This is a genomic window from Vibrio fluminensis (assembly GCF_015278125.1).
In the GTDB taxonomy this organism is placed as follows: domain Bacteria; phylum Pseudomonadota; class Gammaproteobacteria; order Enterobacterales; family Vibrionaceae; genus Vibrio; species Vibrio fluminensis.
Window position 1 is genome coordinate 446,110 of sequence record NZ_JADILO010000001.1, and the last position, 15,965, is coordinate 462,074.

Annotated in this window: 11 protein-coding genes and 1 riboswitch; of the genes, 5 read left to right on the top strand and 6 right to left on the bottom strand. The window is 44.1% G+C overall.

The genetic code is table 11. The features are described from left to right. The first annotated feature begins 118 nt into the window (after positions 1-118). From IRQ95_RS02030 to IRQ95_RS02040, 3 genes are all read left to right on the top strand, one after another. Positions 119-1,798, top strand: coding sequence for a type I secretion system permease/ATPase (locus tag IRQ95_RS02030; protein WP_194435335.1), 1,680 nt, complete (start codon positions 119-121; stop codon positions 1,796-1,798). After that, a complete protein-coding gene (locus IRQ95_RS02035; RefSeq protein ID WP_194435336.1) occupies positions 1,791-3,140 on the top strand; it encodes an HlyD family type I secretion periplasmic adaptor subunit in 1,350 nt (449 codons plus the stop codon). Before IRQ95_RS02030 ends, IRQ95_RS02035 begins: the two co-directional genes overlap by 8 nt. Before the next feature lie 60 nt (positions 3,141-3,200). Next, a riboswitch (cyclic di-GMP riboswitch) is annotated at positions 3,201-3,280 on the top strand. Positions 3,281-3,312: 32 nt separating this feature from the next. After that, entirely contained in the window at positions 3,313-6,186 is a 2,874-nt protein-coding gene (locus tag IRQ95_RS02040; RefSeq protein WP_194435337.1) for a calcium-binding protein, read from the top strand. 72 nt (positions 6,187-6,258) lie between these two features. Here IRQ95_RS02040 and fabV read toward each other — a convergent pair whose 3' ends face one another. The 6 genes from fabV to IRQ95_RS02070 form a co-directional block, all read right to left on the bottom strand. Further along, positions 6,259-7,461, bottom strand: coding sequence for an enoyl-ACP reductase FabV (gene fabV, locus IRQ95_RS02045; RefSeq protein ID WP_194435338.1), 1,203 nt, complete (start codon positions 7,459-7,461; stop codon positions 6,259-6,261). Between the two features lie 196 nt (positions 7,462-7,657). Next, positions 7,658-9,943: an acyl-CoA dehydrogenase gene (locus IRQ95_RS02050; RefSeq protein ID WP_194435339.1), complete on the bottom strand. Its 2,286-nt coding sequence runs from the start codon at positions 9,941-9,943 to the stop codon at positions 7,658-7,660. A gap of 72 nt (positions 9,944-10,015) precedes the next feature. Next, the gene (gene psrA / locus IRQ95_RS02055) at positions 10,016-10,642 is read right to left on the bottom strand and encodes a TetR family transcriptional repressor PsrA (RefSeq protein WP_194435340.1); all 627 of its coding nucleotides are present in this window, start codon (positions 10,640-10,642) and stop codon (positions 10,016-10,018) included. Positions 10,643-11,002: 360 nt separating this feature from the next. Further along, complete coding sequence (locus IRQ95_RS02060; protein ID WP_194435341.1) at positions 11,003-11,428, bottom strand: GtrA family protein; 426 nt, start codon at positions 11,426-11,428, stop codon at positions 11,003-11,005. Positions 11,429-11,436: 8 nt separating this feature from the next. Continuing rightward, a complete protein-coding gene (locus IRQ95_RS02065) occupies positions 11,437-12,840 on the bottom strand; it encodes a phospholipid carrier-dependent glycosyltransferase (RefSeq protein ID WP_194435342.1) in 1,404 nt (467 codons plus the stop codon). Further along, positions 12,837-13,844, bottom strand: coding sequence for a glycosyltransferase family 2 protein (locus tag IRQ95_RS02070; protein WP_194435343.1), 1,008 nt, complete (start codon positions 13,842-13,844; stop codon positions 12,837-12,839). Before IRQ95_RS02070 ends, IRQ95_RS02065 begins: the two co-directional genes overlap by 4 nt. Positions 13,845-13,996: 152 nt before the next feature. Between IRQ95_RS02070 and IRQ95_RS02075 the strand changes: the two genes are divergently transcribed. After that, on the top strand, positions 13,997-14,674 hold the full coding sequence (locus IRQ95_RS02075; protein WP_194435344.1) for a response regulator transcription factor: 678 nt from the start codon (positions 13,997-13,999) through the stop codon (positions 14,672-14,674). After that, complete coding sequence (locus IRQ95_RS02080; protein WP_194435345.1) at positions 14,671-15,954, top strand: sensor histidine kinase; 1,284 nt, start codon at positions 14,671-14,673, stop codon at positions 15,952-15,954. The genes IRQ95_RS02075 and IRQ95_RS02080 overlap by 4 nt, the downstream gene beginning before the upstream one ends. Positions 15,955-15,965: the final 11 nt, after the last annotated feature.

The window sequence follows — 15,965 nt, forward strand, 5'->3', positions numbered from 1 at the left end:
AAGAAAAAATAGCTCACATCTTATATATCCTTACTTAATCGCCTTTTAAACTCTGTAGCACACGCCAATATTTGAATGTTAGGATTGCGCAAATTATTGGTCATGGCAATGTTCAGGTATGGATATTAATAAATACGAATGGAAAAACCTTACACCATTCAGTAAAAAGGTTCTAGCTTACCTCTTATTCGTAGGTTTAATTCTGAACTGCCTCGTACTTGTGATCCCTATTTATAGCTTACAAGTTTTTGACCGTGTGTTAACTAGCCGTAGTGTTGATACGCTATTACTGCTCAGTGGTATTGGTTTATTTCTATTAGTTATCCAAGCCGCTTTAGATGTTATCAAACAACATTTTCTTTTTAGTAATGCAGCGCGTCTAGATGCGATTACATCAAGTTACCTATATAAGTCCTTACCTATTCAAAAAGTTGAAAATATTGCCAGTCAGAGTGATGTTAGAGAAATAAAAAATTTCATTACCTCTCCAGCTTTTTCGTCAGCATTTGATATTGTATGGACACCTATTTTCATTGGTGTCATGTTTATTCTGCATCCTTATATTGGCGCGTTAGGTCTAGCTGCAGTTATTGTGGTTGGTGGCTTTTCAATCTACTCACACAAAAGTAAAGATAAACAAGTTCTACAGTTGCAAGCGACTTCTGCCGCATGCAGAAATGCAAATAATGAAGCGCAAACTCGGCAAGAGAGCTTAAATGCACATTACTTACTTGAAGGATTAAGCCATCAATATCAACACATCACCGCTGAGAGGATCTGGTACGAACAAAAGCTAGGTCTCACCTCCGCGAAGTTTACATCTATCGCCAAGTTCATTCGCTTCATTTTACAAATGGCCGTAATGGCGGTGAGTGCGCTATTGGTGGTAAACAACTCAATGTCAGCAGGCGGAATCATCGCAGCATCAATCTTGATGTCGCGCGCGCTACAACCCTATGAACAGTTAACTAGTATATTTCAAGGATGGAAAAATGCTCGCGATGCAGACAGTCGTTTAAGTCAGTATTTTGCTATTCAAGCCGAACAGCATAAAGGTACAGAGTTCGACCAAGTCCAAGGTGCGTTGCACATAGATAACCTCACGTGGTACCCACCAAAGGAGAAGTTACCACTGTTGAAGAACATTCGTTTAAAACTAGAACCCGGCAATCGTCTATTAATCACAGGCTCAAGTGGGTCAGGTAAAACGGTTCTTTGTAAACTACTTGCTGGTATTCATACGCCAACATCCGGCACGATTAAGATTGATGGGGCGAGTCTCAACCAATGGGACCGTGGTCAATTAAAATATACCATTGGCTATGTTCCTCAAGATATTGAGTTTTTAACGGGCTCGATAAAGCAAAACATTGCCTGTTTTGATAAGAGTATGACTGATCAACAAGTGATCCGTGCGGCTCGAACGGCTGGCGTACATGAAGATATATTAAAACTTGAACACGGATATGATACCAATCTGGGCAACGCAGCAACCTACTTAGCAATGGGCCTACGCAATGGAATAGCCATTGCCCGTGCAATCTACTACACACCTAAAATAGTGATAATGGACGAGCCCAATGCGCATTTAGACACCGATAAACTGCAACAATTTAAGCATTTGCTGACTCAATTCCAGCAAAGCAATATTGCCGTGGTCGTGGTGTCACACAACCAAGAGCTACTTCCTCACGTTGATTGGGTGGTTGAACTCCAACAAGGACAAATCATTTCTGCGCAGAAAGCTAACGCAATATCTAAAGTTCAGAACATCAAAAAGGTGGCATCCGATGGCTAATAGTTCTTACCATGAAATCCACCAAGACTATATCGAATATCGTGATGGTCGAAACCTCAACTTTAGCGTGTCAGCAAACATAAAATATGCGCTCGCTTTAGTCCTAATTCTACTTTTTGGCTTTGGTTACTGGGCTTCATTTGCCGAACTATCCAGTGCAGCTATCGCAAGAGGTATGGTTATTGTTGAATCAAAGCGCAAACCTGTTCAACATCTAGAAGGCGGTATTGTTAAACAGATTCATGTTGAAGATGGGCAGAATGTTGAGCAAGGCGAATTGCTGGTCACACTTGATTCGTCTCAAGCGCAAGCTCGTTTTTTAGGCTTGCAAGCCCAATGGCAAAGTGACCTCGCACGATTGAACCGATTACAAGCGGAACTTCAAGACGACTCTGAAATTAAGTTTGACGCTCGATTACTAGAGCGTGATCAACAGCCCCGTATACAGACCATTTTAGAGACACAAACCAAATTATTCGAAAAACGCCGAGCTCTACAAATCGGTGAAAATAAAATCTTGTTAGAAAAAGTCGCTCAAGCTAAGAGTGACCTTAAAGGGTTACAACTGCGCTTTAAAGCGGATAAGAAAACTTTGTTGTACCTAGGCCAACAGGTCGAGATGCATGAGAAGCTCTTAGAGACTGGGAATACATCGCGATCTAAGTTACTTGATCTTAAACGTGAATCTTCCGAACTGGAAGGTGACCTAGCAGAATTAACCGCGAAAATTAATCGCGCAATTCGCTCCGTCTCTGAGGCTGAACTGCAAGACGAAAATGCGGAGTATCTCTACGCAAAACAGCTCGGTGAAGAAATACAGCAATTAGAAAAAGCCATCAATGAAACGGCCGAAGCAATGAATAATGCAGAGCAAGTACTAAGCCGTGTTGAAATACGCGCTCCTCAAGCCGGTATTGTGGTTGGATTAACGATCTATTCCAGTGAATCGGTTATTTCACCCGGTGAAAAGATTATGGAGATCGTCCCTCAGCAAGATCTACTGATCATTGAAGCAATGTTGAAACCAGAAGATATTGATAACGTCTACGAGAGCTTAAGTACGGAAGTGCGATTAACTGCCTACAATTTCCGACGTACACCGCCAATTCGCGGCCAGCTCATTCATATCTCCGCAGACACCATTGTCGATCAAACAACGGGTGAGCCTGCATATTTAGCAAAAGTTCAGCTCGAGCAAGCTGACCTAAAACAATTAGATAACGTTACCCTATACCCAGGAATGCCCGCAGAAGTAATGATCCTACTCAATGAGCAAACACCTCTTGACTATTTACTTGGGCCACTTTCAGTAAGTGCATATAGGGCGATGAGAGAAATTTAAGGGCAAGCCAAAGAATCCCTCGCCCTTAGCATTAACTTGTGGGGATTCAATAATACAACAATTGAGAAAAGCCAAACTTATCGCGAGGTAAGGACGGAAAGCTGCAGATCTCACAGGAATGAGATGGCTGAGCTGCCTCAAATTAATCATCAGATTGATAGAGGAAATTTTCATGACGGTTAAACAAGTAAATGATTCGGCGACCCGTATCGAAGTAGTAGATGTAATCGACCCTACACTAGATGATAGCGCCCCACTTTCATCTGGCGTAGGCACACCGGAAGATGATCTAATTATCACAGAAGGTGAGAACAATTTTATCGATGCTCAAGCTGGTAATGATGTCATCGATAGTGGTAAAGGTGAAGACTTTGTTGTTGCTGGAGAAGGTGCTGATCTTGTCAATGCTGGTAACGGTGACGACGTAGTTCTTGCAGGTAGTGGTAACGATATTGTGATTGGCGATGACTTTGCCAAACAATTAGTAGTAGACCCAGATACAGGCGAAATAGCCGTTGATTTCAGTAACGCGAAAAGTGCAAATCTGTATCTAGCTAAAGCCTATAACCCTGACGGCACAGAAGCGACACTATACAAAAAAGGTGGAACGTTCGGTGTTCAAGGCAACAGTGAATCAGGCGCTGGTGGTCAAATCGGTTACAGTTTTGTAGAAAATGATCTCACGGGCGATAAGAAAGGCGCATCTGAAGTCCTTTCTGTTAGTGTGGATGAGCACAGTTACGCTGCTCAAGTTACCATTGATCGTCTATTTGCAAACGAGGGTATTTCAGAAGATTCTTCGGTAAGAGATATCAATGAAGTTGGTGTTTGGACACTTCTTCGCGATGGCATCGTCGTTGAACGCGGTTACTTCACAGCGGGTGAATTCAATCAAGCAACCCTTGATGCTTATGGTCTCAACGCTGAAACGGATAACCTTAAAGTCTTGGAAGATGGCAATGGCCGCTCAAACGGTACTTTTACCATTGATCCACAAGATACGGGCTTCGTAGCCTTCGATGAAATCCAATTCTCTGCAGCAATCGGCCACTATGAAGCCAATAGCAGAGGTCGTTTGGACTCGAGTGACTTCGTAGTAAAAGAAGTTAAAACGGTTGAGTTAACGTCTGATCCTAACACTAGCAATGATGATCACCTTTATGGTGAAAATGGAGACGACGTCTTACTTGGTGTCGATGGCGATGACTTACTAGTTGGTGATAACTACTATGACTTCTTCGATGCAGATAGCCTCAACTTGTCTGATGCTCGCGTATTTAACCCGACAAATATCGATGGTTCAGCCAGTGAACAAGGCTCTCAAGTTGGTGTCGTAGGAAACCCTGAATCAGGTGTTCCAGATCAACTTGGTTATACGTTTGATCCTAACACGCTTGAAGGTGAGTCAGAATCAATTACTTATTCACTAGGTAACGATACAGCAGCAGCGCAAGTCTCTATCAATCGCTTGTTTGCTGATGAAGGCAAAGATGGGGTTAACGAGATCGGTAAATGGACCGTATTTAATGATGGCGTAGAAGTCGCGTCTGGCTACTTCACCAGCCAAGATTTAGACGCCAATACCCTTGATGCACACGGCCTTACACTTAACGACAACATCAAAGTACTAGGTAGCTATAACGATAACAGCGGTGTATTTGATATCACGTTGCAAGATACCAACGGTCAGAGCTTCGATACAATCGAATTCTCTGCGGCCGAAGGGATCTACGAGAATGGCGTGCTCGACATTCTCGATTCAAGCGATTACTTCGTTAACGAAATTAAAACTATCGACTTTGATGCTCTCTCTCAAAGCCAAGAAGGAGATGACTGGCTAGATGGTGGTAAAGGTAACGATATCCTTGAAGGCGGATATGGTCGCGATGTACTTATCGGTGGTGAAGGTGACGATCTCCTATTTGGTGATTACTCTCGTGCCACTGCAATAACGGAAGGCACAGAAGAAGATCTTACCGAGGGTAAAGCACTTAGCCCAGATGGCACCCTAACGGAACTTGCTAATGCAAATGGCGGTGTAGGTGTTGTCGGTAATGACGAAAGTGGTTTGTCTGCTCAGATTGGATATAGCTTCGTTGAAGGCGATGAGTCAGGAGATAAGAGCAACTTCTCTGAAACACTCGTTCTTTATGTCGATGAGCATACTGTAGCGACAGACATTGCCGTTGATCGCTTATTCAAGGATGAAGCATTTAACGGTGCAAACGAAGTTGGCAAATGGACAGTACTCGACAACGGCGTTGAAGTAGAAAGCGGATACTTTACCGTTGGTGACTTAGACGCAGAAACTCTTGCAACTTACGGTATTAACCCTGAAGTTGATAATGTCACTGTGCTTGAAAATGGTAACAATGTCTCAAACGGCACACTAACTATTTCTCCAGTTGATATTGGCACTGCAACGTTCGATGAAATTCAACTGTCTGCAGCCGCTGGCGTATTTGATAAGAAAGGCAATGGATTTGGCCTTGACTCAAGTGACTTCTTAGTTGATTCAGTTGTCACCTACCAGCGTGATGACCTATTGGTTGGTGGTGAAGGTAATGACTTAATCGATGGCGGTTGGGGCCTAGATGTTGTAGAAGGCGGTGCCGGTGACGACCTGATCTTCGATAACGGTAACGACTATATCAATGGTGGTGAAGGCTTCGATGTCGTTGTTGCTGCCAACTCTCCTCACGCGGTAGAGCTTGAGTTAACAGGCGATTCTAAGCTACAAAATGTCGAAGCTCTAGTGGGGACAAACCAAGTAGATAGTCTTTACCTTGACATTGATACTGTCGCGGAAAACACCAATGAGCTGTTTATAGCAGAGATTGAAGAGTTTGATTTCACCGCTACAGATTTTGCATTTAGCAACGCAGAGGTCGTTGAGGTCGCTTCAGGTAACTTCAACGAGCAAGTACTTGGTTACCTTGCTGACTCTGATACTAGCCAGCTACACAAATACACCTTCAATAACGAAGAAGGTGACACTGTTAGCGTCTTCTCTACCGTTGAGTGGGATAACGTTGAGCCAGTGTAATTAGACTAACGGTCTAAAACAAAAACGGAGCTAAAAAGCTCCGTTTTTTTATCTGAGTACTCGAATATTTACTTAGATATTAATAAAGCCAGCATCAACAGCCGTATTGACTTCTGCTTCGTAATCCACGCCTTCAACGCCGAAACCAAACAGTTTCAAGAACTCTTCCTTATACTCAACGTAGTCAGTTAGCTCTTTTAGGTTCTCAGTCGTAATTTGTGGCCAAAGCTCACGGCAGTGCTGCTGAATATCTTCGCGCAGTTCCCAGTCATCTAGGCGTAGACGATTTTGCTCGTCAACTTCCGCTGCGCTACCGTCTTCTTTGTATAGACGTTGGCTAAACATACGGAAAATCTGTTCCATACAGCCTTCATGAACGCCTTCTTCGCGCATCTTCTTAAATACCATCGCAATGTACAACGGCATAACTGGAATCGCTGAGCTTGCTTGCGTTACTACTGACTTAAGTACAGCTACGTTCGCACTGCCGCCTTTTTCAGCCAGCTGCGCATTAAGTGCTGATGCTGCACGGTCTAAGTCCATCTTCGCTTTACCTAGTGCACCATCCCAGTAGATTGGCCAAGTTAGCTCTGTACCAATATAGCTGTATGCAACTGTCTTACAACCATCGGCTAGCACACCAGCATCTGCAAGCGCGTTAACCCAAAGTTCCCAGTCTTCACCGCCCATAACGGTCACAGTGTCTTTGATCTCTTCTTCGGTCGCTGGTTCAACACTTGCTTCGATGATGACATCTTTGTTGGTGTCTACTGCTGTTGAAGTGTATGTTTGACCGATAGGTTTTAGCGCAGAACGAATAAGTTCGCCCGACTCTGGCATCTTACGCACTGGAGAAGCCAATGAGTAAACCACCATGTCTACTTGACCTAGATCTTGCTTAATTAGGTCAATCGCTTTTTGTTTTGCTTCATTAGAGAAAGCATCGCCATTTAGGCTTTTTGCATACAGACCTGCTTCGCCAGCTAGCTTATCAAAAGCAGCCGCGTTGTAGAAACCTGCTGTTCCCGGCTTCTTCTCAGTGCCTTCTTTCTCGAAGAAAACACCGATGGTTGATGCACCGCCGCCGAATGCAGCCGCGATACGAGAAGATAGACCGTAGCCACTTGAAGAACCAATAACAAGTACACGCTTAGGTGCGTTTTTGATTGGACCTTGTGCTTTGGTGTAAGCAATTTGTTCTTTTACGTTAGCTTCACAACCCACTGGGTGTGTTGTGGTACAGATAAATCCACGAATTCTAGGTTTGATGATCATATTCAACTTCCTTTAAAAAACTTGGCTAGGATAAAAGGTTCAAGGCCAAATCTCACCAAATTTCTTGCAAATTCACTGCTAAATGCAAGTGGTTGGAGCTGTTTCAAGCAAAAAAGGGGCACAAACGAGCCTATCCAACACCAAACAAGGCTCCTAAATCGGAGCCTTGTTAATTAGCTGGAAATTTGAGAATCGACTACGCGACACTGTTTAGCTTTGGTTTTCGCACGTCATCATGCGTTCTTACTTCAGAAAAATCATGACTAAAGTGGTCAACTTGAATCGCTTTGTAACGTAGCTTCTCTGCCGCCAATACTTGTTCGATTTCTTGATCACTAAGCACGCCCGCTTCTTTAGCCTGAGCCAATCGGTCTGCCAGTAAACCTTTACGTGCCACTTTACCTTCGCGCGCAGCAGTGATCAGTTTGCGCTCAATCGCTTTTACTCCGTACATGGCTAAGAAAGCATTTTCCATCAAGCCCACATTATCATCCTCTTGCTCACCAATGTAGCAAAGGTGAGTTAGACGATCGCGATGTGCGCCCGGCGTCATTAAGCTTTCTGCTAGCTTGACCGCAAGATCATCACTTGGTTTTTCAAAGCGGTTGCCTAGTGGGAAAATAAGAGTTTTCAGTAAACGTCCCACCGATTTTTGTGGGTAGTTACTAAATGCTTCTTTAAGTGATTTAGCCGCATGATACAAACAGTGTTGCAGCGCATAATGAACGTAATTTAGATCTTCTTGGTGACGTCCATCATCCTCGTACTTTTTCAGTGCGGCTGAACCCATGTATAGATAAGCCAACGCATCACCTAAACGCGCCGAGATCATCTCTTTACGTTTTAGTTCGCCACCTAAGGTCAACATAGCAAAGTCAGCACTCACGGCTAATGCTCGGCTCATACGGGTTAAGTCTCGATAGTACACTTGCGTTGGACCACTAACACTTGCTTTGACAAATCGAGAACCAGTGAGTGCAGCACCAAATGCTCCAAAGGTATTCTTAGTAGCGTGACCAATGTGCTTAAACAGCAACTTATCGAAATCTTCTGCCGCTTGGTCTTGATCTGGGTTAGCGGCGGCTTCCATTTCTTGCAAAACGTATGGGTGACAGCGGGTTGCACCTTGTCCGAAGATCATCAAGTTACGCGTCAGGATATTGGCCCCCTCTACCGTAATCGCGACCGGAATACCAAGATAATGCTTCGCCAGATAGTTCATAGGACCATCTTGGATTGCGCGACCCGCATGAATGTCCATCGAATCATTTAAAATGGTACGTGCCATCTCCGTCATATGGTACTTGGCAATTGCCGTGACAATGCCCGGTTTTTCTTTCATATCCAGAGACGTGGTAGTCAATGTTCGCGTCGCTTCAAGGAGATAAGTCAAACCGCCAATGCGACCTAGCGCCTCAGCAACCCCTTCAAACTTACCAATCGACATACCAAATTGCTTACGAACATAAGCATAAGCACCCGTAGTACGGGACGTTAGATGACCGATAGCGGTCCCCAATGCAGGTAAAGAGATACCGCGCCCAGCTGATAGACATTCCACCAGCATACGCCAACCTTTACCAGCGTATTCCTGACCGCCAATAAGCCAATCTAAAGGAATGAAAACATCTTTACCACGCGTTGGACCATTCATAAACGCCGAGCCAAGTGGATCATGACGCTCACCGATTTCGACACCTGGGTGATCCGCAGGGATCAGCGCACAACTAATACCAATATCTTCTTTATTGCCCAATAAACCGTCAGGATCTTTCATCTTAAACGCCAGACCAAGCACTGTCGCAACGGGCGCTAGCGTGATGTATCTCTTATTCCATGACACACGAATACCAAGAACTTCCTCACCTTGGTGCTCGCCCATACACACAACACCTTCATCAGGAATGCCACCAGCATCAGAACCCGCTTCAGGACCTGTCAAAGCAAAACATGGAATGTCTGTCCCATCCGCGAGGCGAGGTAACCAGTAATCTTTCTGCTCTTGTGTACCATAATGGGAAAGTAGCTCACCAGGGCCTAGTGAGTTAGGTACCATGACTGTGACTGCTGCACTAATACTGCGAGTTGCAATACGAGATACTATGGTCGAGTTTGCTAATGCAGAAAACTCCAAACCGCCAAAATGTTTGGAAATGATCAATGAGAAGAAACGCTCTTTACGTAAGTATTGCCAAACTTCCTCTGGAAGATCGCGATCATCTTTGTTGATTTGTTGATCATCTAACATTGCCAGCAAAGTTTCGAGCTGATTGTCCATAAAGGACTGCTCTTCAGCAGTTAGTGCAGGTTTAGGATATTGGTGCAAAGTCTTAAAGTCAGGACGACCAGAAAACAACTCCCCATCCCACCAGACACTCCCCGCCTCCATCGCTTCTCGCTCTGTTTCTGATAGCGGTGGTAACACTTTTTTAAACATTTTGAAAGCAGGGTCACTGACCCATTTTCTTCGTAGAGAGCTCATAACCAGTTCCTTTTGTTCACGGTTTCTATATTGGATCCAATCGTCGTTGGAAAATTGTAGTTATATTTTTGGTTACTCTGCTGATACACCAGCAGCAAGATATGGAATCAGTTGATCTAATACACACTGCGCATCCACTTTTTTGCCGTAATCATTGAAGGCAATCTCGGACAGTGCCTGGCTCGAAGCCATCGTGAAAACACAAGTACCAAGTGTGAAGTGTAATCGCCAGAAAACCTCCTCTCGGCTAAGCGTTGGGTTCGCTTTCATCACAGAATCAACAAACAGAATCAATGTTTCCTGATAGCGGGTTGTGATGAACCAGCGCAAATGTCCTTGCACATCGGTATATCCTCTACCGAGCAGTAACATAAATCGACTGGTCCCATTGGGACGCACATGATTAAGCGACATAAAGGGATCTCGAACCGCCTCGAAAACTTGCTTCATCGTGTAATCATTATTGAGATTTAAAGTAATAAGTGCATCGGAAACTGCGGGCATAAAAGCTTCGAGATATCGGTCAAGGACAGCCCGAACTAGCGTCTTTTTATCGCCAAAGTGATAATTCACCGAAGCGAGATTCACGCCTGCCTTACTGGTTATCGTGCGCAGAGACGTGTCTTTGAACCCATGCTCAGCAAACAAAGCTTCCGCAACATCTAGAATCTTCTCTTTCGTCTTATGCCTTGCACTCATTTCAATCACCTGTATTAAACGCTTGTTTGAAAATATACATTCAACAAACATCATTAACAACAGAGTAACATCACATTTTCAAACTTGGACAAACTCAGAGTGGGTGTCTAAATGGTAAGAGGTTGAAATAGAAGATAATTAAAAAAAATTAAATTTTTGGGGAACTGAATGCAAAACGGTGAGTCTCAATAAGTGTAGATAGGATATAGCTGAATGTTTACTGGCCGTCGACTTTACCGAATTACTTCTTTATCTACACTGCTTTTTCCAAATTAACTCCTGCTAAATTAATTTGTATCAGCCCAGCGCAACTTGCTCTGGGCATTTTTTTGCGTTTTTTATCTGACTAGGGACCAATCTCTACTGGTGTGAATGGAAAACCCAGAGACTACTGAGTATAAAGTTACTCACCATTCCGAGTAATATGCCCAGTACCAAAGCTAAGTACGGAATCGCGCCATCATTTCCAAACAGCGTCAAAATCAACTTAAAAGTGATGAAATTAGGGATCGCAGAAACCGATGCGCTCAACATAAACTTACCCCACTCAACCACTAAGAGTAGTCGTGGTTGAACATACCGCTTGCGGCTATAGTTCAAAAAGGTAAAGCTTCGATTCCCCACCCATGTCACTGTTGCTGCGCATATAAATGCGACTAAGCGAGCCTGCAACATAGGCAAAGCAAGCCACTTTAAGCAAAGAGTAAAAACTAGGGCGTCGGCAACAAAGCCCACGCCCCCAACCAGTGCAAATCTACACAACTTGCTGTCTAAGAGATGTCGCATATCGTGGTCTAAGATGCCGGACTGCAACGATAGAGAGTACGTTTACTTTTAGCGGTATACTCAACGACACAACTTAATGCCTGCTTCTCCACCAGCTCTGCAACCTGCTTTTTCTTACCGATCAGCTGGAAACGAGGCATTGTGAGGGGCTCAACATTCTCACTTAACTTCAAAGCTTTACCGTGACTATAAAACTGACCAGAGAAAGGTCTCTTGCCGACATAAAACGTTGGTAGTGACGGATCGGCCTTATCAAAAATGATCTTGTCACTTTTTTTGTTACCAACGCCCAAATTAGTCACAATAACCGCAATAACGAGTAGCACCGGAATTATGCCCGCGGTCACTTTAAACCATTTTGGATCATAATCGATGTCCGACAGCAGAACTGCAATCAACACGGCAAGTGCAGGGACACCAGGTAAAACATACGCAGGTAAAATGTTGCCAGATAACGTAAACAAAACCATTGGCGACAACATCCAGCACAGTAAGAAACTTAAAATGCCTGTCTGTTTAAAACGCTCACTAGATACAAGCTTACGTTTCTTCCACAGCAACACTGGCAACACAATTGACCAAGGAGCGGCAGAATAGAGCCAGAATAACCAAATCATCCCTCGAGGTTCATCGTGGGCGCTGCCGTATAAATCCCCTTCCCAACCACTCACTAGAAAGCGCTTAAAATGCTCACCAACTATAAAGTAATCAATAAAACCAGGTGTTGCTTGCTCTGCCATCACATACCAAGGTAAAGCAATCAGCAGCATTAAACAGCTTCCAGAAACGAGAGGAAAGCGCTGCCACAATGCCTTAATCCCGCCAACCACACCATGTTGAATAATGAGCCAGGGCACAACGGCAAGTCCCATCAAGACAATAACTAATGGGCCTTTCGCCAATAGACCTATCGCTAAACCAACAAAAGCAACATAGCCCCAAAGCCGAGTGCCTTGCCAACAACGATAAAACCCGACCATCGCCAGCGCTAATCCCAAAGTCAATGCCATATCCGTCATCACTGCGCCAGCAGAGATTGCGAAAATGCCACAAGTAGCCAACACCACTGACGTTAGTAGTCCACTGAATTCCAATTTTCGAGCAAAACTTGCCATCAATACAATAATGACAATACCGGCTAGCCAATGCGGAAATCGAACGGCAAATTCATTGATACCAAATGCCTCAATTCCCCCTGCACTCATCCACGTGAACAGGGGTGGTTTTCCCCAAAACGGCACACCATAATCGAACTGCGGCGTGAGCCAGTTACCTGTTTCTGTCATGATGCGCGCCATTTCGCCATAGCGAGCCTCAGTCGTGTCCATAAGAGGATACGCCCCTAACGAAATCAATCGAATCAGTAAGACGGAGCCAAGAATTGCCCATAAATGCACTCGATTAAAACTCACGCGCGCTTCTCCACATTATTATCAAAAATCATTACGGCTGGTTTTTCTTTCACTGAATCGACCAAAAATAGCGGACGCTGTTTAGACTCGATAAAAATCCGTCCGATATACTCACCCAACACACCGATTGACAGTAGTTGAATCCCGCCAAGCGCTAACTGCACCACCATCATCGATGGATAGCCTGTGACATCATTACCCCAAAGTAAGGTCTGAGCGACAATCACTAAACCGTAAATAAAAGCGCCACTCGCTATCAGTGCACCGCATACTGTGGCAAGGCGTAATGGTCGAATCGAGAAAGAAGTGATGCCATCGACAGCAAGACCAATCAGCTTGAAGTAATTCCATTTTGTTTCGCCACTAAAGCGTGCATCACGATCAAATTGCATAGTGTATTGCTTGAAACCTGGCCATGAAAAAATCCCTTTCATATAGCGATTTCTCTCAGGCATGCTATTGATTTGCTCAACAACTCGACGACTTAGCAGACGAAAATCACCGACATTTTCAGGAATTGACGACTTGGCCAGATGATTTAACAGGCGATAAAACACGGCGGCAGATTGACGCTTAAACCAAGTTTCACCATGGCGCTCTTTACGCTGCATATTCACTACATCGTAACCTTCACGCCATTTAGCCAGCATTTGTGGAATAAGCTCAGGTGGGTCTTGCAAGTCGGCATCGATCAAAATTACCGCTTCACCACGGCTATACTCTAGCCCTGCACTCATTGCCGACTCTTTACCAAAGTTACGACTTAATGAAATGCTACGTACAATGCTGCTGGTCGAACGAAAACCCTCAACGATTTGTAAGCTTTCATCACTACTGCCATCATTCACATAGATAATTTCGCAACGTTCCGGCATGCCATCGAGTACATTCGATAAGCGCGAATGAAGTGTTGGGAGTACTTCTGCTTCATTAAAATAAGGAACGATGACTGATAAAGTAATCGCCGATTCATATCGTCTTTGAGTGATTGAAATTAAATCCATAACGCCGCCATCATTAATTAGCTGTTATTAAAGTGCCTCTATGCCACTAATCTATGTCACGGTATGTGGAAAGAATGTTATTGACGTTTTTTTCACATCGAATTTGATGTTATATAGTGGACGTCAAAACTCGATTTCCTTTGGTACAACGCATGCACAAAATATTACTCGTAGAAGACAACCGTGAAGTCGCAGGGATCCTGTTTGATTATTTCGAATGCTTAGAAATGGAACTAGATTACGCCGACAATGGTGAGCTAGGGCTACAGCTCGCTTTAGAAGGCAATTTTGACATGATTATTCTCGATTTAATGCTGCCGAGAATGGATGGTTTAACTGTATGTAATAAACTTCGCGAAGCCGGTAATACTACGCCAGTGTTAATGCTCACCGCGTTAGATAATCGCGATGATATGCTAGCAGGTTTTAGTCATGGTGCTGACGATTACCTAACTAAACCCTTTGATCTCGAAATCCTTGAAGCGCGCATGCACGCATTAATTAAACGCTACCGTGGCACTATTGCAGCGACCAAGCTGACTGTCGGACCAATCACTATCGACCAAAAAACGCGCAAAGCATACCGAGATGATAAGTTATTAGCCCTTAACCCCACCACTTACACTATTTTAGAAATGTTGTGTGCACGCGCGCCTGAAGTGGTTACTCGCCGGGACATCGCGGAGAAGCTGTGGGACGAAGCGGAACCCAATAATGATGTACTTCGCAGCCATATTTATCAATTACGCGGACAATTAGACAAGCCATTTGAGCAACAGCTTTTAGTCACCATCCCTAAAATCGGCTTCCGCTTAGAGATAAACCCATGAAACGTATCTTGCGCAGTACGCAATCACTTACCTCAAGCCTAGCCGCCTTTTTCATTGGTATTTCAGTCATCATTGGCGTGATTGCCTTTACTGTTTTTGCACTCGCTATTCATTGGTCTGAAGATCGAATGGGTGAGAGACGAGCGTTACTGGATCGAGACATCGCGATAGAACGCTTTATCGCGGGTGAAAACGGTAAAATTAATATTGATGTGTTAACCGACGCCTATAACGACGTATCTTTGGTTCCAGAAGACTATCGCCAATTCCTTACTGACCATGAGAACTTCCTCGGTGAAATAGAACTCGATCATCTTGATGACTCGCGTATGGTCTACAAGGGGTCCTACAGTCACAAAGGAAAAAGCTACGATGTTATTTTGCTGTCACGCATCGATAATGTTGAGTTCGACCTTGATGAAATTGTTTACTCTAGCCTAATAGTCGTGACAATTGTCTCTCTGCTAATGTTCATTTTTGGCACCGTTTTGTATCGCCTCTCAATTCGTCTAATTGAACCTCTTAACGATATCGCTCAGCAGCTTGAAAGCCACTCAGGTGATAGTGAGAGCGAGTTTTCCATTTCAAAAGAGGCGGCAGAGGAGTTTCAAATTCTCACTGAGCGTCTCAATCAATATCGAACAGATTTAAACTTGGCATTAAAACGAGAGCAAGCTTTTGCGCGTTATGCCAGCCACGAGCTTCGCACACCATTAACCGTGGTAAAAGGTGCCAACAAGTTACTTGCTCGCAAAGAGCAAACTGAGTTTAACCAACGCCAAATCGAACGTATTGATGGTGCCACCAGCCAAATGATCACTATGGTCGATGCCCTATTGGGTTTAGTTCGCTATGAAAGAAATGCAGATGATGTGCCACTTCGAGAAGTTACCCTGCAAGAACTTCAAACCATCGTGGCAGATAACAGTATGCAGGCAAGAGATAAGCAGTTAGACATAGAACTCAATACCGAGTCACTGCCAGCGCTAAAAGCCGCACCGGCCGTTTTAAACATGGTCATTGGTAACCTGATTCGCAACGCAATTGCTGCTACTGCAAAAGGAAAAATTACTATTGACGTCAATCAACAGCGAATCAGCATAACAGACCAAGGGGCGGGCTTAAAAAACACGCCTAATGCAGAAGGACACGGTTTAGGTCTATTGATTGTCGATGATTTAAGCCGTCGTTATGGCTGGCAGTTCCAATTAGCCAATCATGCTCAAAAAGGCTGTGTGGCAACAATTACCTTTAACTCAGTGAGCATTAGTAAGGTATGATTTAGTCGTTT